This window comes from Serratia liquefaciens, assembly GCF_027594825.1.
GTDB classification, from domain to species: domain Bacteria; phylum Pseudomonadota; class Gammaproteobacteria; order Enterobacterales; family Enterobacteriaceae; genus Serratia; species Serratia liquefaciens_A.
Genome location: NZ_CP088930.1, coordinates 3,085,825 through 3,107,173, shown reverse-complemented (window position 1 = coordinate 3,107,173; position 21,349 = coordinate 3,085,825). Strand labels below are relative to the sequence as shown.

The 21,349-nt window shown below is 54.9% G+C and carries 17 protein-coding genes and 4 tRNA genes; 2 read left to right on the top strand and 19 right to left on the bottom strand.

The features are described 5' to 3' along the window. Window positions 1-632: 632 nt before the first annotated feature. The 19 genes from LQ945_RS14090 to trxA form a co-directional block, all read right to left on the bottom strand. Window positions 633-709 (bottom strand) — tRNA-Pro (locus LQ945_RS14090). Between the two features lie 74 nt (window positions 710-783). Continuing rightward, window positions 784-870: transfer RNA gene (locus LQ945_RS14085), tRNA-Leu, on the bottom strand. Between the two features lie 43 nt (window positions 871-913). Beyond that, a tRNA-His gene (locus LQ945_RS14080) sits at window positions 914-989 on the bottom strand. A 62-nt stretch (window positions 990-1,051) separates the two neighbouring features. Beyond that, window positions 1,052-1,128: transfer RNA gene (locus LQ945_RS14075), tRNA-Arg, on the bottom strand. 135 nt (window positions 1,129-1,263) lie between these two features. Next, complete coding sequence (thrP, locus tag LQ945_RS14070; RefSeq protein ID WP_182822686.1) at window positions 1,264-2,667, bottom strand: bifunctional threonine/serine APC transporter ThrP; 1,404 nt, start codon at window positions 2,665-2,667, stop codon at window positions 1,264-1,266. A 367-nt stretch (window positions 2,668-3,034) separates the two neighbouring features. Continuing rightward, window positions 3,035-3,775 (bottom strand): lipopolysaccharide N-acetylmannosaminouronosyltransferase, encoded by a 741-nt coding sequence (gene wecG, locus LQ945_RS14065; protein WP_270101015.1) that lies wholly within the window; start codon window positions 3,773-3,775, stop codon window positions 3,035-3,037. Window positions 3,776-3,789: 14 nt separating this feature from the next. Beyond that, window positions 3,790-5,166: an ECA oligosaccharide polymerase gene (gene wzyE, locus LQ945_RS14060; protein WP_270101014.1), complete on the bottom strand. Its 1,377-nt coding sequence runs from the start codon at window positions 5,164-5,166 to the stop codon at window positions 3,790-3,792. Beyond that, window positions 5,163-6,248: a TDP-N-acetylfucosamine:lipid II N-acetylfucosaminyltransferase gene (locus LQ945_RS14055; RefSeq protein WP_270101013.1), complete on the bottom strand. Its 1,086-nt coding sequence runs from the start codon at window positions 6,246-6,248 to the stop codon at window positions 5,163-5,165. Before LQ945_RS14055 ends, wzyE begins: the two co-directional genes overlap by 4 nt. Further along, window positions 6,245-7,495, bottom strand: a complete 1,251-nt coding sequence (wzxE, locus tag LQ945_RS14050) for a lipid III flippase WzxE (RefSeq protein ID WP_130016597.1) — start codon at window positions 7,493-7,495, stop codon at window positions 6,245-6,247. The genes LQ945_RS14055 and wzxE overlap by 4 nt, the downstream gene beginning before the upstream one ends. 1 nt (window position 7,496) lies before the next feature. Further along, the gene (gene rffA, locus LQ945_RS14045) at window positions 7,497-8,627 is read right to left on the bottom strand and encodes a dTDP-4-amino-4,6-dideoxygalactose transaminase (protein ID WP_270101012.1); all 1,131 of its coding nucleotides are present in this window, start codon (window positions 8,625-8,627) and stop codon (window positions 7,497-7,499) included. Next, window positions 8,614-9,345: a dTDP-4-amino-4,6-dideoxy-D-galactose acyltransferase gene (gene rffC / locus LQ945_RS14040; RefSeq protein WP_270101011.1), complete on the bottom strand. Its 732-nt coding sequence runs from the start codon at window positions 9,343-9,345 to the stop codon at window positions 8,614-8,616. The genes rffA and rffC overlap by 14 nt, the downstream gene beginning before the upstream one ends. Beyond that, window positions 9,323-10,204, bottom strand: coding sequence for a glucose-1-phosphate thymidylyltransferase RfbA (gene rfbA, locus LQ945_RS14035; RefSeq protein ID WP_270101010.1), 882 nt, complete (start codon window positions 10,202-10,204; stop codon window positions 9,323-9,325). The genes rffC and rfbA overlap by 23 nt, the downstream gene beginning before the upstream one ends. Window positions 10,205-10,255: 51 nt before the next feature. Next, window positions 10,256-11,329: a dTDP-glucose 4,6-dehydratase gene (rffG, locus tag LQ945_RS14030; protein WP_270101009.1), complete on the bottom strand. Its 1,074-nt coding sequence runs from the start codon at window positions 11,327-11,329 to the stop codon at window positions 10,256-10,258. Continuing rightward, the gene (wecC, locus tag LQ945_RS14025; RefSeq protein WP_129941186.1) at window positions 11,320-12,582 is read right to left on the bottom strand and encodes a UDP-N-acetyl-D-mannosamine dehydrogenase; all 1,263 of its coding nucleotides are present in this window, start codon (window positions 12,580-12,582) and stop codon (window positions 11,320-11,322) included. Before wecC ends, rffG begins: the two co-directional genes overlap by 10 nt. Further along, a complete protein-coding gene (gene wecB, locus LQ945_RS14020) occupies window positions 12,579-13,709 on the bottom strand; it encodes a non-hydrolyzing UDP-N-acetylglucosamine 2-epimerase (protein WP_270101007.1) in 1,131 nt (376 codons plus the stop codon). The genes wecC and wecB overlap by 4 nt, the downstream gene beginning before the upstream one ends. 84 nt (window positions 13,710-13,793) lie before the next feature. Beyond that, a complete protein-coding gene (wzzE, locus tag LQ945_RS14015) occupies window positions 13,794-14,846 on the bottom strand; it encodes an ECA polysaccharide chain length modulation protein (protein ID WP_262240195.1) in 1,053 nt (350 codons plus the stop codon). Between the two features lie 20 nt (window positions 14,847-14,866). Next, the gene (gene wecA, locus LQ945_RS14010) at window positions 14,867-15,964 is read right to left on the bottom strand and encodes a UDP-N-acetylglucosamine--undecaprenyl-phosphate N-acetylglucosaminephosphotransferase (RefSeq protein ID WP_156033879.1); all 1,098 of its coding nucleotides are present in this window, start codon (window positions 15,962-15,964) and stop codon (window positions 14,867-14,869) included. Between the two features lie 315 nt (window positions 15,965-16,279). Further along, on the bottom strand, window positions 16,280-17,539 hold the full coding sequence (gene rho / locus LQ945_RS14005; RefSeq protein ID WP_004950874.1) for a transcription termination factor Rho: 1,260 nt from the start codon (window positions 17,537-17,539) through the stop codon (window positions 16,280-16,282). A 576-nt stretch (window positions 17,540-18,115) separates the two neighbouring features. Continuing rightward, window positions 18,116-18,442 carry a thioredoxin TrxA gene (gene trxA, locus LQ945_RS14000; protein WP_044554391.1) on the bottom strand — a complete coding sequence of 109 codons (327 nt, stop codon included), beginning with the start codon at window positions 18,440-18,442 and terminating at the stop codon, window positions 18,116-18,118. 117 nt (window positions 18,443-18,559) lie between these two features. Between trxA and rhlB the strand changes: the two genes are divergently transcribed. Beyond that, a complete protein-coding gene (rhlB, locus tag LQ945_RS13995) occupies window positions 18,560-19,846 on the top strand; it encodes an ATP-dependent RNA helicase RhlB (RefSeq protein ID WP_020824747.1) in 1,287 nt (428 codons plus the stop codon). Between the two features lie 6 nt (window positions 19,847-19,852). After that, on the top strand, window positions 19,853-21,349 hold the full coding sequence (ppx, locus tag LQ945_RS13990) for an exopolyphosphatase (protein WP_020824746.1): 1,497 nt from the start codon (window positions 19,853-19,855) through the stop codon (window positions 21,347-21,349).

Below are 21,349 nucleotides of genomic sequence, written 5' to 3'. Positions count from 1 at the left end.
GCTCGCAGGCAAAAAAAAACACTTGCCGCGGTGGCAAGTGTATAAAAAAGCAATCAGGTCTAGGACAACAGGGGCGGTGCCTCACTCAACGTTTTGCCCGGAGTGTGATGTCAGCCATTGCAAGCAACGCCGTCATCGTTCTGGTGGGCAATAGGCACCCTAAATCGGCTCTGCGTCATTCCCAGGGTTTATGAAGCCTAAGGCGAACATAAGAGGTGGAATGAGCATCTACGTAATGGATATTGCACTTGGCGTGCCAACTTTGGAAAAAATGCATCAACCCTTCAGATAATCAATCTAATAAACTGAATTAAAACAAATTTAATCTCAGCACTTAGGTTCACACCGTTCACTGTCCCTTCCTGCTGTTCTCACCTGACGTCTGCAGATATGTCGCCTTAAAACGACGACTTAAGCCAAAGTCATTTTTATTCATAAAAATCAATATACTAAATGTCTCAAGCTGACGACAATTCGGTATGCCAATGTCGCCGGAAGCCAACACCGAGCCAAAAGTATTCTGGCGGGATCCGACAGATAGCGGGCAGAGGCAAAATCAGAGCAGGAGGATGAAAAGCGGAATGTCAGAAAGCAAAAAGCCCGTTCATTGCTGAACGGGCTTTTCTTGAATGTGGTCGGCGAGAGAGGATTCGAACCTCCGACCCACTGGTCCCAAACCAGTTGCGCTACCAAGCTGCGCTACTCGCCGATTTCTTGTTGCAGATACTACTAAATTTTATCGCTTATGTCTATGTAAATATTAAATTTATTAGACATTTTGTGTGGTGCGAAGAGAGGGACTTGAACCCTCACGTCCGTAAGAACACTAACACCTGAAGCTAGCGCGTCTACCAATTCCGCCACCTTCGCACAGTCACAAAACAGCTTAAAATTCTTCACTTCTCTTAGGAAGTGGGGTGGCTAATGGGACTCGAACCCACGACAACTGGAATCACAATCCAGGGCTCTACCAACTGAGCTATAGCCACCATTACTTCTTCACTACTTCACGCGGTAATACTACCACCGCAGCTCTTGCACACAAACTTAATGGTGCGCCCGACAGGATTCGAACCTGAGACCTCTGCCTCCGGAGGGCAGCGCTCTATCCAGCTGAGCTACGGGCGCATAGCGCCGTTGCGGGAGGGGATACTACGGATTTAACACAATCCTGTCTAGTGCTTTTTCGCAGAAATGTTGTGTTTGATTACGCTTTGCTCACTCCCGCGCAGGAAAGCGCTATCCGCAGCCCCTTTTCACCGGTTATTGCTGTGTTTCTGTCCGTTTTTCAGCCGGATGATGTTTCTTGTGCATCCCGAAAGCAAAGTAGCACAGGCTGACTGCCGCTAAGAAAATCGCCCCGACCAGCAAAGAAATTCGCGTATCCGGGTTAATTCCCATGCCGATCAGCACGCAGACCAAGAAAGCGATGGTCAGATAGTTCACATAGGGGAACATAATCGACTTAAAGCTGTGGGTTTTAATCGCTTCTTTATGGGCGCGACGGAAATACAGTTGGCTAATCAGCACCACGAACCACGGCACCATGCCCGGCAACACGCTGGCGCTATAGACATAAACGAAGACCGCCTGTGGATTGGGAATGAGGTAATTCAATCCGGAACCGACCAACAGGCAGGCAATGGTCACGGCAATACAGTTAACCGGCACGCCGTTGGCAGACAGTTTGGTCAACGACGCAGGCAACTGCCGGTTTTTGGCCAGCGCGTACAGCATACGACCGCCGCTGTACATCCCGCTGTTACAACCTGAAAGCGCGGCGGTCAACACCACAAAGTTAATGATGCCGGCAGCAGCGACGATGCCGATTTTGGCAAAGGTCAGCACGAAGGGGCTGCCTGCGGTGCCGATGCCGTTCCAGGGGAAAATGGTGACGATGACAAAGATAGCGCCTACGTAGAAGATCAGGATGCGCCACAGGATATTGTTAATTGCACGCTTCAGTGTCACCTGCGGGTTCTTGGCTTCACCGGCGGTAATACCGACCAGCTCAACGCCCTGATAGGACGCCACAACAATACAGAGCGCGAACAGGAAGCCCTTCCAACCGCCGGCAAAGAAACCGCCATGCTCGGTCAGGTTGGCAAAGCCAATCGGCTGCCCTCCATTCCCGAAGCCAAAGAAGATCACCCCCAGCCCCACCAAAATCATCACAATAATGGTGGTGACCTTGATCATGGCAAACCAGAACTCCAGCTCGCCGTACAGGCGCACGGCGGCCAGGTTGGCCAGCGCTACCATCGCCACGGCGATCAACGCCGGTATCCACTGCGGCATTTCCGGGAACCAATACTGCACGTAGACCCCGACGGCGGTGATTTCCGAGATGCCCACGGCAATCCACATAAACCAATAGCCCCAGGCGGTCAGGTAGCCAAAATAGGGATTCATGTATTTATGGGCATAAACGGCAAAGGAGCCCGCGACCGGTTCAAGGAACAGCATCTCGCCCATCGAACGCATAATGAAGAACACGAACAGGCCGGCAATGATATAAGCCAGCAACACCGACGGCCCCGCCCACTTCAGCGTACTGGCCGAGCCCATAAACAGGCCAACCCCGATGGTGCCCCCCAAAGCAATCAGCTCGATATGCCGGGCTTCCAGCCCCCGGTGTAGGCCTTGCGGTTTTTCTTTGTGTGCCATAAATCCTCAATATTATTTTTTTGATTGTGTTTGCATGCCGGCCGTTACCGGTCGTTATTGTTTTAATGAAAATAGCGTAAAACCTCTCCCGCCGCGTTGGCGGACATCAGCTGGTGATGGGACGATCTTACGGCGAGAAAAACGTCGTTAAGCGCTATCACGTTTTGCGCCAACGCTCGGGGATAATTTCCGGGCGGTATCGTTTCGCATTTTGCCGCTATAAGCAAACCGCAATTTAAAACTTTATGGAATAAATACAGGCGAGTTTATGGGCTGAGGTTATAGGAGTGCTGACGAATACGCCACAAAGCAGGTTATTTGAACAATTTGTCGCATCAGGGCGGGATCCCCCGCCCCAACGCAAAGATCACATCTTGCCGCGGTAATAGTAGCCGACAAACTTCAGCAGCTTCAGTTGGCGCCCCAGACGGCTCGGTTGGCTTAGCAGCCGATACAGCCACTCCAGACCGAGGCTCTGCCAAATCTTTGGCGCACGCTTTACGTGCCCGGTGAACACGTCGTAGGTGCCGCCTACGCCCATATAGAGCGCCTGCGGATGCACTTTACGGCAGTCGCGCATCAGGATTTCCTGTTTCGGCGATCCCATGGCCACCGTCACTATGGCGGCACCGCTGCCGCGAATGCGTTCGAACAGCGCATCCCGCTGTTCGGGCTTGAAATAGCCGTCCTGACTGCCCACCAGGTTTACATTCCACTGGCTACGCAGCTTCTGTTCTGTTTCCGCCAGCACCGAGGGTTTGCCGCCAATCAGGAATACCGGCGTCCCCTCGCGCCCGGCGCGCTGCATCAACGCTTCCCACAGATCGGCTCCTGCGACGCGCGATACTTCTGCCCCCGGATATTTACGGCGGATCGAACGTACCATGCTGATCCCGTCCGCATACTTGTATTCGGCTTCATCCAGCAAGGCGTGCAGCGCCGTATCTTCTTCCGCCTTGAGGATCTTTTCGGCATTCATCGCGACCAGCGTGCCCTGCTTTACCCGGCCGCCATCAAATAGAAAATCCAGGCATTGCGCCATATCGCGAAATCCCCACAGGCTGAAACCACGCAGCTGATATTGGGGAACCGAAATCTTTGCTTCCATCGTTATTATTACCCTTACAGAAGGCCGTCGACCCGTACGGATGATGGCGGCGATGCCAACGTACGCGTACGCCGCACTCGTGCCTTAATTAACCCGGCAGTGTCAAACAGCCAGTACAACAACTTGGCCATCAGCAGGCAGGCGCCAAAAATAAGGCAGAAGAACACCACCCGCGAGACAAAGGAATCCACCCCTTCTCGCGCCAACACGATGATGTTGAATACCGCACCGAAACAGAAACTTTGCAATATCGAGGCCTTATAGCGGTTAGGTTCGCTTTTGCCCATCTCATACAGCCAGTCGAACCACTTGATGATCATCCCGACCAGCACCGCGCCAACGGGAATAAACACCGCGCCGCCCATCACCACCAGTGAGCCGATAAGCGTTGGCGAAATCGCCAGGCCGGAATGGTTATTCAGCACTTCCCAGGTGAAATAGTTGGCACTATTGAGCACCGTGTCCGGTCGTCCCGGCCACAGCCAGGTCGGAATGAACACGTAGAAATCGCGCACTATCGGTGCCAGGCCCTGGAAATCTATCTTGTCGTAGTTTTGCAGCAACAACGCCAGGTTTTCCCATGGCGAGAAGGTATCGCGCGTCAGATAAAGGAAAGTATAAAACGCTTCGGGGCCGCTGACGTCCAGGCTGTAGCGCTTTAACGCCAGCCAGAACATGCCGACGATACCGAACACTCCGGCGGCCACCAGCATCCACAACGAGATCCAGCCGCGCACGATGCCGATAAACAGAAACAGCGAGAAGGCAATTATGATATTGGCGCGGGTACCGCCGACGATCACGTAAGTCAGGATGCCAAAGGCCACCGTCGCCGCCAGGAAAAAGAACCAGGCGCGCAGATCTTGCTTCAGGAAATACACCACCAGCATCGCCGGGATGAAGAAATAGAAGAACCGCTTGAGCGCCACCCCGGAGACATCGCTGGAGAAAATTTGGCTGTAAGAGTTGAGTTTGAACAGCAGGAAACCGTTTTGCATGAAGAAAATGCCGACGGTCGCCATCGCCACCAGCGCCAGCAGCATCCAGGTCAGATGGGTTTCCACCCGGTTCATGGTGAAGACCGGCTTACGCGGTTGCACGCTGCGCTTTCGCAGCCGGGTTTTATAGCTGACGTAATAAATCGCATAAAACGCAGTAGCGGAGAGGATCGCATAGAGTAAAAACTCTACCGGTACCACCTCGACGTCAAACTGAAACACCAGCAGACAGGTCAACGGGAAACCGAAGTAAAACGTCAGCAGATACAGTAGCGTAAAGAAGACGTTAAAATTGAATCGGACGCGCCTGAACTCCTGGTAAGCCAGCGTCAGAATAAACAGCACGCTCACCAGATAAACGATAAACAACCCGCCAAATTGCGCCAGCGTCATACGTTGTCCCCTGCCGCCAGGGTTAATGCCTGCTGCCAGCCATCAACGTAGTTAGGATTGAAGAAAGCGATGGCCTGTTTATCGACGGATGCCAGTTGGCGTTGCGCTTCACGCACCACCGCCTCATCCAGCGAATCGCCATAGAACAGCACCGGCAGATGTTGCTCCGCCAGATCCTGCCAGAACGGGTTCTGTCGGCTCAGCACAAAGGGCACGCCAAACTGGATCAGAAGGCACAGCGTGCCTATGCCCTGCTGGCGGTTAAAAATAAAGTAACCGAGATCGCACTCGCGCAGAATATTCAGGTAATCGTCAAACGCCACCTGCTGCGTCAGCACCTGCAGGTTCCTGGCGCTGAACAGCTCTAGCCCGGCGCTGCGCACCTGTTCAATGTAGGCGTCGTTATTGGCCGGGTAGCCCATCGGCAGGATCACGCGAACGTCTGCACCAAACTGCTGATGAATCGCTTTCAGCGCCTCAACGTGCCGGTTGGTGCGATCGCCGGAATTCCCCACCAGAATGGTCATCGGCCCGGCCAGGTTTTTCTCTACCTCAATGCCGGTTAGCGCCGGATCCATCCGCGTCGGGAAATACAACAGAGAGGCCGGCACGCGCGCGTGTCGTTGCTGGTAATGAATAATATCACCGCGGGTCGCGAACACGTGTCTCACTCTGCCCTGCGCAATACGGCGCAGCAAATAGAACAGGCGGAATTTCCAGCTGGTGGCGTTTTCATACAAGTCAGCGCCCCAGATATGCCAGCTCACCTGATCGGCCTTGATTTTACCGCTCAGCAACGCCAGCCACAGCGTAGGGTTGAACTGGCCGTGCAGGAAGAAACGCTGATTGCGATCGGCCTGAGCACGGGCAATAACCGCCATCGCCAGACTTTTCTTGTCCGGATGGCATTCGAGGTTCAGTTCGGGAAACGCCCCTAACGCGGCGGCATCTTTGGCGGCTACCATAAAATGACGCGTCTGTTCGGACGGCAGGCGCTTCGCCAACACATCGTTGAAGAAACGCAGCACCGTCTGATTATGATGCGGGATGTCAGATCCCAATACGTGAATCAGTGTAGTCATACTCGTCTACGATAAAGAATAAATACGCAGCTACAGAGCGTGAAGTACACGATGTAGGTTGCCATGTAGGCCTGTGCCGCTCCCAGCGCGCCATGCAGCGGTATCAACCAATGCGAGAACAGCGTTAACAGCAGGAACTGACTGACTTCGGTCAGGATATAAAAACGCAGCGACGCCTTGGCAATCACCAGATAGCCGAACACATAGGCGCCCACTTTCAGGACGTCCCCCACCAGTTGCCAGGCAAACAGATCGCGCATCGCGACGAACTTGTCCGTGAACAGCAACCAGATGGCGAAGTCGCGCAGCAACCAGACCGTGAAACTCGCCGCCGCTACCGCAGGCAGTACAAATTTTAACGAGCGCACAATCTCTTGAGAGATGGCGCTTTTTTCCTTCAGCCGCGACAGCGTAGGCAGCAGATAAACGGTAAATGAGGCGGTGATAAACTGCAGGTAAGCGTCGGAAATGCTGCTGACGCCCTGCCAAATCCCGACCTCATCCCAACTGTAATGGCTGGCCAGCAGGTTACGCATCATCACATAGGCCACCGGCAGCGTCACTGATGTGATCAATGCCATGATGGTGAACTTGCCAAGATGGCTGGCTAACGCCTTGTCCCAGGCCAATGCCAAATAGCGCAGCGGCAAGGTTTTACGCCGCCACAGGATGAAACCTGCGGGCAACACCACCAAGGCCGGCACCAGTGCCAAACCCGCCAGCGCGCCTTCGTAGCCGCCCAGCTTAAAGCACAGGTAGTAGGCCACCACGCCAATCAGGCTGCCGCCAATCACCGCCAGCGCGTTGCCCATCGCATCGCGATAGCCTTTCAGCACCGCCATAAACAGGTTGGCGTAGGCGATGCCCATCTGAATAAAGGCTACCGCCCGCACCACGCCGACATAGTCAGCATGGCCGAACAACCCGATACTGATAGGCTCCGCCGCGAACAGAAACACCAGCGCCAGCAGCGTGGAGAAGCCCAGCACGATGCTTGACGCCGTCCCGACAGCCAGCCGCAACCGCTGCGGATCCTGATGGTATTCGGCAACGTATTTGGTGATGCCGTTAAAAATCCCGGCGCCGGACAGCACGCCCAGCACGGTAATCAACTGACGGAAGTTGCCCGCCTGCCCAACCCCGCTGGGGCCAAAGGCCACCGCCAGCAGTTTCACCACCAACAGCCCCACGCCAATCTTGATCAGCGTGGAACCGGCGGTCCAAATCGATGCTTTTGCCAGCGACATATCAGGCGCAGAAGTTAAGAATGGTATTGATCACCGTACGCTGAGTGACATCAGACATATTGTAGAACAACGGTAGACGCACCAGACGCGCACTTTCCTGGCTGGTGAAGCGGTCTTCGCCGGCAAAACGGCCAAAGCGATCGCCCGCCGGGCAATCGTGCAGCGGGATGTAATGGAACACCGCCATGATTTCGGCTTCTTTCAGATAATCGATAAACGCCGTGCGGTCTTCAATATCACGCAGTTTGATATAGAACATGTGTGCATTGTGCACGCAGTCTGTCGGGATAGTCGGCAGCGCGATGCGTCCAGCTTTAGCCAGCGGTAGGAAACTGTCGTAATACTTTTGCCACAGCGCCAGGCGGCGCTGATTGATGCGATCGGCCGCTTCCAGTTGGCCCCACAAATAAGCGGCCTGCAAATCTGACATCAGATAGCTGGAGCCGATATCGCGCCAGGTATATTTATCCACCTGACCGCGGAAGAACTGGCTACGGTTGGTGCCTTTCTCACGAATGACTTCCGCCCGGTCGATCAGCGCCGGATCGTTGATCAGCGTAGCGCCGCCCTCACCGCCTGCGGTGTAGTTTTTGGTTTCATGGAAGCTAAAGCAACCAATATGACCGATGGTACCGAGCGCTTTGCCCTTGTAGGTAGCCATCACCCCCTGTGCGGCGTCTTCCACCACGTACAGGTTATATTTTTTCGCCAGCGCCATGATGGTGTCCATCTCACAGGCCACCCCGGCGTAATGCACCGGCACGATGGCTCGCGTCTTTTCGGTGATGGCCGCTTCGATTTTAGTTTCATCGATGTTCATGGTGTCCGGACGTAGGTCGACAAACACCACGGTGGCGCCGCGCAGCACGAAGGCATTGGCGGTTGAAACAAAGGTGAAGCTCGGCATGATCACTTCATCGCCCGGCTGGATATCCAGCAGGATCGCCGCCATCTCCAGCGACGCGGTGCAAGACGGTGTCAACAGCACCTTCGGGCTGCCAAAACGCTGTTCCATCCACTGCTGGCAACGGCGAGTAAAACCACCATCCCCGCACAGCTTGCCACTGCCCATCGCAGCCTGCATATAGTCAAGTTCAGTGCCAACAACCGGTGGAGCGTTAAATGGGATCATGTTTACCTCTGTATAACCAATACGAGGTGCTTTCAATAACAGCACCCTGTCGTTGATAGAGCCGTAGTGCGGCGATATTGCCGAGTTGGGTCGCCACCCGCAGACGCTGCTGCGACCGTTGCTGACACTCTGCAATGGCCGCCGCCATTAGCCGCGCACCAATCCCTTTGCCTGACGCGCCGGGGAAGGCCGCCAGCAGACCGATTCTCATCTCCTGATTGCCGATATCGCGCAGGCTGACAAAACCCTCCGGCTGACCGGCCTGGTCCAGTGCCAACAGGCATTGGTGATCGAAGGTTCCCAGTACCGCTTTTTCGATCCAGGCGGCATAGAAGCGCCCGCTATCCTGAACGTCGTACCAAGGGGCCCGAAAACGGCTGGCGGTGAACACATTGGCCGCTGCCGCACGCAATACCGGAATATCCTCCGGCATTGCCGGGCGAATCGCCAGCGCTGGCGCACTCTGCGACGACGCACATTCCGTGCCGATATTCAGCGCAAGATCGACTTCAGCCTCAACCAGTTGGAAACCGAGCACCGACAAGCCATCCGCCCAGGCGGTTTGGTGTGCCGGAATTTTAGCTTGCACCAAGGCATAGGGGGCCAAATCGGCCTCGGTCAACGCCGGGGCCGTAGCGGAAAAGTTAAGCTTGGCGCTGCTAAGAGCGAAAAACTCAGTTTCCCAGGCTAAAGGCTCAATAGTGGCGTGGGCGCGCATGCAGCAAATCCAACAGATACTTGCCGTAACCGGTTTTGGAAAGGGCACCGGCAGCACGTTTCAGATCTTTATCATCCAGCCAACCGTTGCGCCAGGCGATCTCTTCCAGGCAGGCAATTTTAAAGCCCTGGCGTTTTTCCACCGTCTGCACGAAGCTGCTGGCTTCCAGCAGGCTGTCGTGGGTGCCGGTGTCCAGCCAGGCGAAACCGCGGCCCAGCAATTCAACGGTCAACTCACCACGCTCCAGATACATCTGGTTAATGCTGGTAATTTCCAGTTCGCCGCGTTCTGAAGGCTTCACCTGCTTGGCAAACTCCACCACCTGCTTGTCGTAGAAATACAAACCGGTCACCGCCCAGTCAGATTTTGGCTTTTTCGGTTTTTCCTCGATCGACAGCGCACGGAAATTATCATCAAACTCCACTACGCCGAAACGCTCAGGATCCATCACCTGGTAGCCGAATACTGTTGCGCCTTCAGTGCGCGCCGCTACGGTTTTCAGTTTTGGGCTGAAAGATTGGCCGAAGAAGATGTTATCCCCTAACACCAGACAACAGGAGTCGCCATTGATGAACTCTTCACCGATCAGGAATGCCTGCGCCAGCCCTTCCGGCTTAGGTTGCTCGGCATAGCTGAGATTCACGCCGAACTGATCGCCATTGCCTAACAGACGCTGGAACGAAGGCAAATCTTCCGGTGTGGAAATAATCAAAATGTCACGGATACCCGCCAGCATCAGCACCGACATTGGGTAATAAATCATCGGCTTGTCGTAGATCGGCAGCAACTGCTTGGATACGCCACGGGTGATAGGGTGCAGACGCGTGCCGGACCCCCCTGCCAGAATAATACCTTTCATACTCACTCCAAAAAACCCACAGGGCCGCCACTCAGGCGATCCGGGCTAAACTTAGTCGGATAAACCTAAACGTTCACCGGTATAGGAACCATCCTGAACGCGACGCCACCAGGTTTCATTGTTCAGGTACCAGGAAACCGTTTTGCGAATGCCGCTTTCAAAGGTTTCTTGTGGGTGCCAGCCCAGTTCCCGGTCAATTTTGCCGGCGTCGATCGCGTAGCGCATATCATGGCCCGGGCGATCCTTGACGTAAGTGATCAGATCGCGGTATTTCGCCACGCCCTGTGGTTTGTTCGGCGCCAACTCTTCCAGCAGATCGCAAATGGTATGCACAACTTCGATATTCTTGCGCTCATTGTGACCACCGATATTGTAGGTTTCACCCACTACACCTTCGGTAACCACCTGATATAACGCGCGCGCATGGTCTTCGACATACAGCCAGTCACGCACCTGCGCACCGTTGCCATACACCGGCAAAGGTTTGCCGGCAACGGCATTGAGGATCACCAGCGGGATCAGTTTTTCCGGGAAGTGATACGGGCCGTAGTTATTGGAGCAGTTGGTGACCAGCGTCGGCAAGCCATAGGTACGCAGCCAGGCACGGACCAGATGGTCGCTGGAAGCCTTGGAGGCCGAATACGGGCTGCTTGGCGAATAAGGTGTGGTTTCGGTGAACAGATCGTCCGTGCCGTGCAAGTCGCCATACACTTCGTCGGTGGAGATGTGGTGGAAACGGAAGCTCTGCTTCTTCTCCGCCTCCAGCGGCTGCCAGTAATGACGGGCCGCCTCCAGCATGACGTAAGTGCCCACCACGTTGGTTTCGATAAAGGCCGCCGGGCCATCTATCGAACGGTCGACGTGACTTTCCGCCGCCAGGTGCATGACCACGTCCGGCTGATACTGGGCAAACACCCGATCCAATGCCGTGCGATCGCAGATATCCACCTGTTCGAAGGAATAGCGTTCGCTATCGGCAACCACCGCTAGCGACTCCAGGTTGCCCGCGTAAGTCAGCTTATCCACTACCACCACGCTGTCCTGCGTGTCTTCAATAATATGTCTGACGACCGCAGAGCCGATGAAACCGGCGCCCCCAGTGACTAAAATACGTTTCAACGCCATACTCCTTTGGTATCCACAACCCACGTTTGTTTTATTTCTTCCGGCCTAATTGCCTTGAACTGCTTATGATCGACCAACATCACGATCACATCTGCCTGCTGCAACGCGTCGGCCATCGCTTTCAGCGTCACATGGCCCGCCAGTGATTTCGGCAGTTGCTCGACGTTCGGCTCAACCACCAGGGTTTCACCCACATGCCAATCGGCAATCAAATGCGCCACTTCCACCGCCGGACTTTCGCGCAGGTCATCGATATTCGGCTTGAAAGCCAGGCCGAAGCAGGCAATTTTCACTTCCGATGCGCGCTTGTCGGTAGCCGCCAGACAGTCAGCCACCGCAGCTTTCACGCGATCAACCACCCACAGCGGTTTTCCGTCATTCACCAGGCGCGCGGTATGAATCAAACGCGCCTGCTGCGGATTCTGCGAGACGATAAACCAAGGGTCGACCGCAATGCAGTGGCCGCCTACGCCGGGGCCAGGCTGCAAAATATTGACCCGCGGATGGCGATTCGCCAGACGGATAAGCTCCCAGACATTGATGCCCTGATCGGCACAAATCAACGACAGCTCATTGGCAAAGGCGATATTCACATCGCGGAAGCTGTTTTCGGTCAGCTTGCACATCTCAGCGGTGCGTGAATTGGTAATCACACACTCGCCCTCGAGGAAAATCTTGTACAGCTCGCTGGCACGCTCCGAGCATTTTGGCGTCATACCGCCAATCACACGGTCGTTTTGAATCAGCTCAACCATCACCTGCCCCGGCAGCACGCGCTCCGGACAATATGCAATGTTCACATCAGCGGCTTCACCGGCCTGCTGCGGGAAACTGAGATCGCTACGCGCTTCGGCCAGCCACTGAGCCATCTGTTCGGTAGCGCCCACTGGCGAGGTGGACTCCAGGATCACCAGATCGCCTTTTTTCAGCACAGGAGCCAAAGATTTGGCCGCGGCTTCGACATACGCCAGATCCGGCTCATGGTCGCCTTTAAACGGCGTCGGTACCGCAATCAGGAAAGCATCCGCTGCCAGAGGTTTGGTCACCGCCTGCAGATAACCGCCGTCGACCGCGTCTTTCACCACTTTATCCAGATCGGGTTCAACGATATGGATCGCGCCACGGTTAATGGTATCCACCGCATGTTGGTTAACATCTACGCCCACCACTTTTTTCTTGCGGGAGGCAAACGCCGCCGCCGTTGGCAGACCGATATAACCCAGGCCGATAACCGAAATAGTGTTAAAACTCATAGTGTCACCTGATGATTCTTCAAAGCTTCCAGAATACGCTGGCAGGCATGCCCGTCACCGTAAGGGTTATGCGCCCGGCTCATGGCGTGATATTCGTTTTCGTCCGTCAGCAACCGGTTAACCGCATCAACAATTTTTGCCACATCGGTCCCCACCAGCCGCACCGTGCCCGAATCTACCGCCTCCGGCCGCTCGGTGGTGTCACGCATCACCAGCACCGGCTTACCCAATGACGGAGCCTCCTCCTGAATACCGCCAGAGTCGGTCAGGATCATATATGACTTAGCCATCAGATAGACAAAAGGTAAATAATCCTGCGGGTCGATCAGGACGATGTTATCAATCCCTTTCAGAATGCGGTTGACCGGCTCGCTGACGTTGGGGTTGAGGTGTACCGGATACACCACCTGCACATCGGGATGAGTGCGGGCAATTTCTGCCAGCGCGCTGCAAATTCGTTCGAACCCGCCGCCAAAACTTTCACGTCGATGGCCAGTTACCAGAATCAACTTTTTGTCGGCATCCAGGAACGGGTAGCGTTGAGCCAGGCTGTCATGCAAGGCCGCATCACCCATCACCCGATCGCGTACCCAGAACAACGCGTCAATCACCGTGTTGCCAGTGACGAAGATATGATCGTCCGGCAACAGCTCGCGCAACAGGTTCTGCCGCGAGTTTTCCGTCGGGGCAAAATGGTACATCGCCAGGTGGCCGGTCAGCTTGCGGTTAGCCTCTTCCGGCCACGGGGAGTAAAGGTCGCCGGTACGCAGGCCCGCCTCTACATGCCCTACCGGGATACGCTGATAAAATGCCGCCAGGCTGGTCGCCAGCGTGGTGGTGGTATCGCCGTGAACCAGCACCACATCCGGTTTGAATTCCTCAAGAACGCCTTCCAGGCCTTCAAGGATGCGGCAGGTGATCTCACTCAATCCCTGGCCTGGTTTCATGATGTTCAGATCGTAATCAGGCACTATCTCAAATAACCGCAATACCTGATCCAACATCTCACGATGCTGTGCCGTCACGCAGACTCTTGATTCAAAGGCTTCATCCTGAGCCAGGGCATGTACCAGCGGTGCCATTTTGATGGCTTCAGGCCTGGTGCCGAAAACAGTCAACACTTTCACAGCGAATCTCTTTTGGTCGGTTAACCGCAGGCGTACCTGCGAATTGGGCGCTCACACGCCCATCAGCGAATTATTATATTATTTTTATTTACGCGGCCGACGCACCAGGGCAACACCTGCGCCAACCAAAGCGCCCATCGCGCCCCACGTGATCAACCAGAATACCCGCCGTGGACTGTCACGTTTTACCGGCTCTTCCGGGGTCCGCAAATAGCGGTAAGTCTGAAACTTCTCGTCCAACGTTGGGCCCACGTTCAGGGTCGCCAGCATCGCGCGATTTTGGTCGTAGTCCAAATCAAAGGTTGGGCCCGATGCCTGCAATCCTTCCAGACGCGCCTGCAGCATAGGTTTGCCCAGCAGGAACAAATCAGAGTCTGGCAGTTGTTCTGCCGGGGTATCGGTCTGAGTCCGGCTGATACCCTGCGTCTCGGCAATTTTTAACGCCTGTTGGATGGTGTTCAGCTCACGCTTGTACACGGCCTCTGCCACCGCTTCCTGGCGCTTAACCTGTGCTTTCATCGACGTAGTCCGGGCCGCCCAGGCGCCCTGGATCTCTTCGTTTAAATGCTGAGCCGCGCGGTGGCTGGCAAACGCCACGTACTGACGCAGCAGGCGATTGGCATCTACCGCCGTTTCCGCCGTCAGTTTCACTCCGTCGTTCGGCACTTTTTTGTCGTCGCGCGGCGTAAACTGGATATTGTTAATCAGCTCGTCGAGCAAGGCCGCATCGGCGCCTGCGTCGCCTTCCTGGCGCTGTTTGTAATAATCGCTCTGCAGCCAGAAATCTCGGCGCGTATCGTAAGCCGCCAACTGCATAATAAATTCATTATAGGCTTCGTCAGCGATGCCCGGTTGCTCGCTAGCCGCCGCCGGCAGAGTACGCACATCCAGATTACGCAGGAACTGTTGCTGGGAATAATACCCCCCCAACGCATTCACCGTGGGCCGATCGGTAATCGCCGCCGCACTCCACTCCTGTTTCACCAGGTAGGACACCACCAGCGCCACCACGGCGAACAGCGCCGCAATACCGATAATCCATGACTTACCGCGCCACAGGGTACAGCACAGGCCGCGAATATCGAGTTCGTTATCCACTGCCGGGATAGTCTTGTCAGACGTTGTTTCTGGATTCATCACTGCCCAAAAGCCTCTGGTTAGGATTCTTGCTTATTGTCGTTCGAACGCCGCAGGCGCCGTTTGATACGCTTAATGTAACGTGCAACACGCCAGGCGCGCTTAATGCAGTAACCGTACAAGAAGAAGGCAAGCAAGAATAATGCCAACATTACCCATTCAGGGATAAAAGTAAGACGTTCGCCGAGCACGCCAATGGCCGCCAGCAGCGCCGCCGCCAGGGTAATCAGCACGAAAGCCTGCCGCGGCGTAAAGCCAGCGCGCATAATCAGATGGTGAATGTGTTGACGGTCTGGGGAGAAGGGGCTCATCCCTTTGCGTAAGCGACGATACATGATCGCAATCATGTCCATCAACGGAATAGCGATAATCCACAGGGCGGTAACAGGATTGATGGAATGGGCTTTACCCTGTGAACTCTGCAACAGCAGCCAAATGGCGGTGAAACCGATCAGCGTACTGCCCGCATCCCCCATAAACACCTTGTAACGTCGGCCAAGAATGCCGAGGTTAAGCAGGATATAAGGAACGATAGCGGCAATCATCGCGAAGCACCAGAAAGCCAAGTCGGAGTGGCCGCTCAGGTACAACAACACGCCCAGCGCACCGAAAGAAACACACGAGAGCCCGCCCAGCAGGCCGTCGATGCCGTCTACCATGTTAAAGGCGTTGATGGCTGCCCAAACGGCAAACAGCGTGACCAGATAGCCGAACGGCCCCAGTTGCATTTCCCAGTCGCCCAGCACATGACCAAAACTGCGCAGGTAGAGCCCGGCGAACACCATCATCGCAATGCCGACCAATGCCTGAACCAGCGCGCGAATTTTAACGCTGATGTCGAAACGATCGTCGAGAGCGCCAACAAACACTAATAGCCCCGCACAGGCGAGGTAGAGTTTTCCGTGCGCAATCGTTTGGTCAGAGATCAGGAAAGCAAAGCACAGCCCGGCGTAAACAGAAATACCCCCGACAAGTGGGATCAACCCCTGATGACGTTTGCGGTAATTAGGTTTATCAACCAGACCAATACGTTTTGCTGCTTTACGAGCAACAAAGAGAAAAGCCAAGGAAAACAGGAAAACAAATAGAATTTCAGTACTCATAGTGAGTAAGTTCACAGTTAACAAGATCTCTGTAGAAGATAAGGCAGCTTAACACGGGCGACAGGTCACGCCATCGGGCCCCGCTACCTTTCAGTCATTTCCTATGACAACAGCCATTCATTCTTATTCCAACGCTTCTGCCTGCCGTTTAAACAGTAACAATGTGCTAACGACGAAACGTCGACCGCAAATAAGATGAATTCTCAGTAAGCCATGAAAATAACTTACGTTTCCATTTCTGTTACTTATCGTATCTGCCAAAAGCAAAAAACGCCACGACTAGGCGTGGCGTTCTCTGAATTTTTTACTCAATTATGAGCGCATCGTCATTTATGAGCGCTTCATCATATCGAAGAATTCATCGTTGGTTTTGGTCATGGCCAACTTATTAATGAGGAATTCCATCGCGTCAATTTCGCCCATTGGGTGAATAATTTTACGTAGGATCCACATTTTTTGCAGTTCTTCAGAGGTGGTGAGCAATTCTTCTTTACGAGTACCAGAGCGGTTGTAGTCGATCGCAGGGAATACGCGCTTCTCGGCGATTTTACGCGCCAGATGCAATTCCATGTTGCCGGTACCTTTAAACTCTTCGTAGATAACCTCATCCATTTTCGACCCGGTGTCGACCAGCGCGGTAGCGATGATGGTCAGGCTGCCGCCTTCCTCAACGTTACGTGCCGCACCGAAGAAACGCTTGGGACGATGCAGGGCGTTGGCATCCACACCACCGGTCAACACTTTACCGGAAGCCGGTACCACGGTGTTGTAGGCACGAGCCAGGCGGGTGATGGAGTCGAGCAAGATGATAACGTCTTTCTTGTGCTCAACCAGGCGCTTGGCCTTCTCGATCACCATTTCTGCCACCTGGACGTGACGGGAAGCTGGCTCGTCAAAGGTAGAAGCGATAACTTCGCCCTTCACCAGACGCTGCATCTCGGTCACTTCTTCCGGACGTTCGTCAATCAGCAGGACCATCAGCACGCAGTCTGGGTGGTTGTAAGCGATGCTTTGTGCAATGTTCTGCAGCAGCATGGTTTTACCGGCTTTCGGCGGAGCAACAATCAGACCACGCTGACCACGGCCAATCGGCGAAGCCAGATCCAGCACGCGAGCCGTCAGGTCTTCGGTTGAACCGTTACCGCGTTCCATCCGCAGACGGGAGTTGGCATGCAGTGGGGTTAAGTTCTCGAACAGGATCTTGCTGCGGGCGTTTTCCGGTTTGTCGTAGTTAACTTCGTTAACTTTCAACAGGGCAAAGTAGCGCTCGCCTTCTTTTGGCGGACGAATCTTACCGGAAACGGAGTCACCTGTACGGAGGTTAAAACGGCGGATTTGGCTAGGGGATACGTAGATGTCGTCGGGGCCTGCAAGGTAGGAGCTGTCTCCAGAGCGGAGGAAACCAAATCCATCCTGCAATATCTCCAACACGCCATCGCCGAAGATATCTTCTCCACTTTTCGCATGCTGCTTAAGGATAGAGAAGATAATGTCCTGCTTGCGCATGCGGGCCAGGTTTTCCAGCCCCATATTTTCGCCGAGAGTAATCAGCTCAGAAACCGGCGTATTCTTTAATTCGGTAAGATTCATAGTGGTGGGTTCTTAAACTCGGGGTATGTCTCGAACTTGTATCGTGAATGGTATGGCAGCGGGATATATCTTTCGTCTTTCTGGTGGTTGCCTTGGCCTTCCTTGCTTACCCCGCCACTTAGCGGACTAAGCTGCAGAGATTCGTTCGGTTGCCGACGGGCCACGCCTTGAAATCCTTTGGATATTCGTGCCTGTTTACTGGACGTTCGATCGCCGGGCGCTGAGCCGTCACGGTAAGAAATGGCTTACAGAGGACGCGCGCATTGACGGTTTAAGATCGAAGGTACCTTAAATTGATTTTGCAAAACCGTTTGATTGTTAAAACACGGGCTGAGTTCATTTTTTCTTTCAACGCCAGCGGTTCAACACAGAGTAAAGCTTTAGATTTAGACTCTTTAGATTTAAAACTTCGGGCAAGTTCTATATGCAGTATGGTTAAACTTAACACGCTTCTTGGCAGGCGTCTAGCGGTGAATTGAACATCCCCGCTAGACGCCTGTATATCCCCGCAGTCTCTCACTTCGCGGCTTTTTGACCGCGACGTCAGACCCCTTGGGCATAGGGCATCCCGCCCGATTACAGATTCGCGTTAAGGAAATCTTTGAGCTGGCCTTTGGACAGCGCACCAACCTTGGTCGCAGCCACTTCACCGTTCTTGAACAGCAACAGCGTAGGGATACCACGGATACCGTACTTAGGTGCGGTTGCCGGGTTTTGGTCGATATTCAGCTTGGTGATGGTCAGCTTGCCGTCGAACTCCTCGGCAATCTCATCCAGAATCGGAGCAATCATCTTGCACGGTCCACACCATTCAGCCCAGAAATCGACCAGGATTGGCCCTTCAGCTTTCAGCACGTCGTTTTCGAAGCTGCCGTCAGTCAGGTGAATAATTTTATCGCTCATGTTCTACTCCAAAGGATTGTGTCTACCTTGTTGGTGTAGCATTAACCAACCTAAGGTGACTTTATTTCACCGGATACGCTTTCGTAAAGCAATAGTTAGCTGATATTCTACCACACTATGAGCAAAACACACTTGACCGAACAGAAGTTTTCCGACTTCGCCCTGCACCCGTTAGTCCTTGAAGCCCTTGAAAAGAAAGGGTTTCAACATTGCACGCCTATCCAGGCGTTAGCATTGCCGCTCACGCTCTCCGGGCGTGACGTTGCAGGTCAGGCGCAAACCGGTACCGGAAAGACGTTGGCATTTTTAGCGTCTACTTTTCACTATTTGCTTTCTCACCCGGCGAAACAGGATCGCCAGACCAACCAGCCGCGCGCCTTGATCATGGCGCCAACGCGTGAACTGGCGGTACAGATCCACTCCGACGCGGAAGCCCTGTCCCAATCCACCGGCCTGAAACTTGGCCTGGCGTATGGCGGCGACGGCTACGACAAACAGCTGAAAGTGCTGGAAAGCGGCGTGGATATCCTGGTCGGTACTACCGGTCGTTTGATCGATTACGCCAAACAGAACTATATCGATCTGGGCGCAATCCAGGTCGTGGTGCTGGATGAAGCCGACCGTATGTACGATCTGGGCTTTATCAAAGACATTCGCTGGTTGTTCCGCCGCATGCCTGCGGTCGATCAACGCCTGAACATGCTGTTCTCTGCCACTCTGTCCTATCGCGTACGCGAACTGGCTTTCGAGCAGATGAACAACGCTGAATATGTCGAAGTGGAACCGGAACAAAAAACCGGCCACCGCATTAAAGAAGAACTGTTCTACCCTTCTAACGAAGAAAAGATGCGTCTGCTGCAGACGTTGATCGAAGAAGAGTGGCCAGACCGCTGCATCATCTTCGCCAACACCAAGCACCGCTGTGAAGACGTCTGGGGCCACCTGGCCGCCGATGGTCACCGCGTAGGCCTGTTGACCGGCGATGTGGCGCAGAAAAAACGCCTGCGCATTCTGGACGATTTCACCAAAGGCAACCTGGATATCCTGGTCGCCACCGACGTCGCCGCTCGCGGTCTGCATATCCCGTTGGTGACGCACGTATTCAACTACGACTTGCCTGACGACTGCGAAGACTACGTCCACCGTATCGGTCGTACCGGCCGTGCTGGCGAAAGTGGCCATTCCATCAGCCTGGCCTGCGAAGAGTACGCGCTCAACCTGCCGGCGATCGAAACCTATACCGGCCACAGCATCCCGGTGAGCAAGTACAACAGCGATGCGTTACTGACTGACCTGCCTGCGCCGAAACGCCTGGCTCGCCCACGCGGCGGCAACGGTCCACGTCGTAACTCAGCGCCACGTCGTGGCGGTGCGCCGCGCAACAACCGTAAACGTTCAGGCTGATAGACAATGCTCAGTTCCAGCGCACTTTATGCCGCTATCGATCTCGGCTCCAACAGCTTCCACATGTTGGTGGTGCGCGAGGTGGCCGGCAGTATTCAGACCCTGGCGCGCATCAAGCGCAAAGTGCGTCTGGCGGCCGGACTGGATCAGAACAATCTTCTGTCGCATGAGGCCATGCAACGCGGATGGCAATGCCTGAAGCTGTTCGCCGAACGCCTGCAGGACATCCCTCGCGAGCAAATCCGCGTGGTCGCCACGGCCACGCTGCGGCTGGCGTCCAATGCCGATGAATTCCTGCAGACCGCCGAGCAGATCCTCGGTTGTCCGATCCAGGTGATCAGTGGCGAGGAAGAAGCGCGCCTGATTTATCACGGTGTAGCCCATACCACCGGCGGTCCGGACCAACGTTTGGTGGTCGATATCGGCGGGGGCAGCACGGAGCTGGTCACGGGGACCGGCGCGCAGGCCGCTCAGTTGTATAGCCTGTCGATGGGCTGCGTCACCTGGCTGGAACGGTTCTTCACCGATCGTAATTTGGGGCAGGAAAATTTCGAGCGTGCCGAACAGGCTGCGCGTGAAATGGTGCGCCCGATAGCGCCACAGCTGCGTCAGCACGGCTGGCAAATCTGCGTCGGCGCTTCCGGCACCGTCCAGGCGCTGCAGGAAATCATGGTGGCGCAGGGCATGGATGAACGCATCACCCTGTCCAAACTGCGCCAATTGAAACAGCGTGCCATTCAGTGCGGCAAGCTGGAAGAGCTGGAAATCGAAGGGCTAACGCTGGAGCGCGCCCTGGTGTTCCCAAGCGGGCTGTCCATTCTGCTGGCGATTTTCCAGGAGTTGGGCATTGAAAGCATGATGCTGGCCGGCGGTGCACTACGCGAAGGTCTGGTTTACGGCATGCTGCATCTGCCGGTTGAACAGGATATCCGCAGCCGCACCATCCGCAACCTGCAACGGCGTTATCTGTTGGATACCGAGCAGGCCGAACGCGTCAGCCAACTGGCGGCCAATTTCTCGCAGCAGGTGAGCAATGAATGGCAGTTGGACGCGCGATGTCGCGAGTTATTGCACAGCGCCTGCCTGATCCACGAAATCGGCCTCAGCGTTGATTTCAAGCAGGCGCCGCAACACGCCGCCTACCTGATCCGCCATCTGGATTTACCCGGTTTCACCCCGGCACAGAAAAAACTGTTAGCCACCCTGCTGCAAAACCAGAGCAATACCCTTGACCTGCCACTGCTGAGCCAGCAAAACGCCCTGCCGCCACGTACGGCACAACGTTTATGTCGGATTTTGCGCCTGGCGATCATCTTTGCCAGCCGTCGCCGCGACGACACGCTGCCAGCGGTGCGCCTGCGCGCCAATCATGATGACGAGTTGACGGTGATCCTGCCGCCAGGCTGGCTGGAGCAGCACCCGTTACGGGCAGAAGCGCTGGAACAGGAAAGTCATTGGCAAAGCTACGTTCACTGGCCGCTGATACTGGAAGAGCAACGTTAA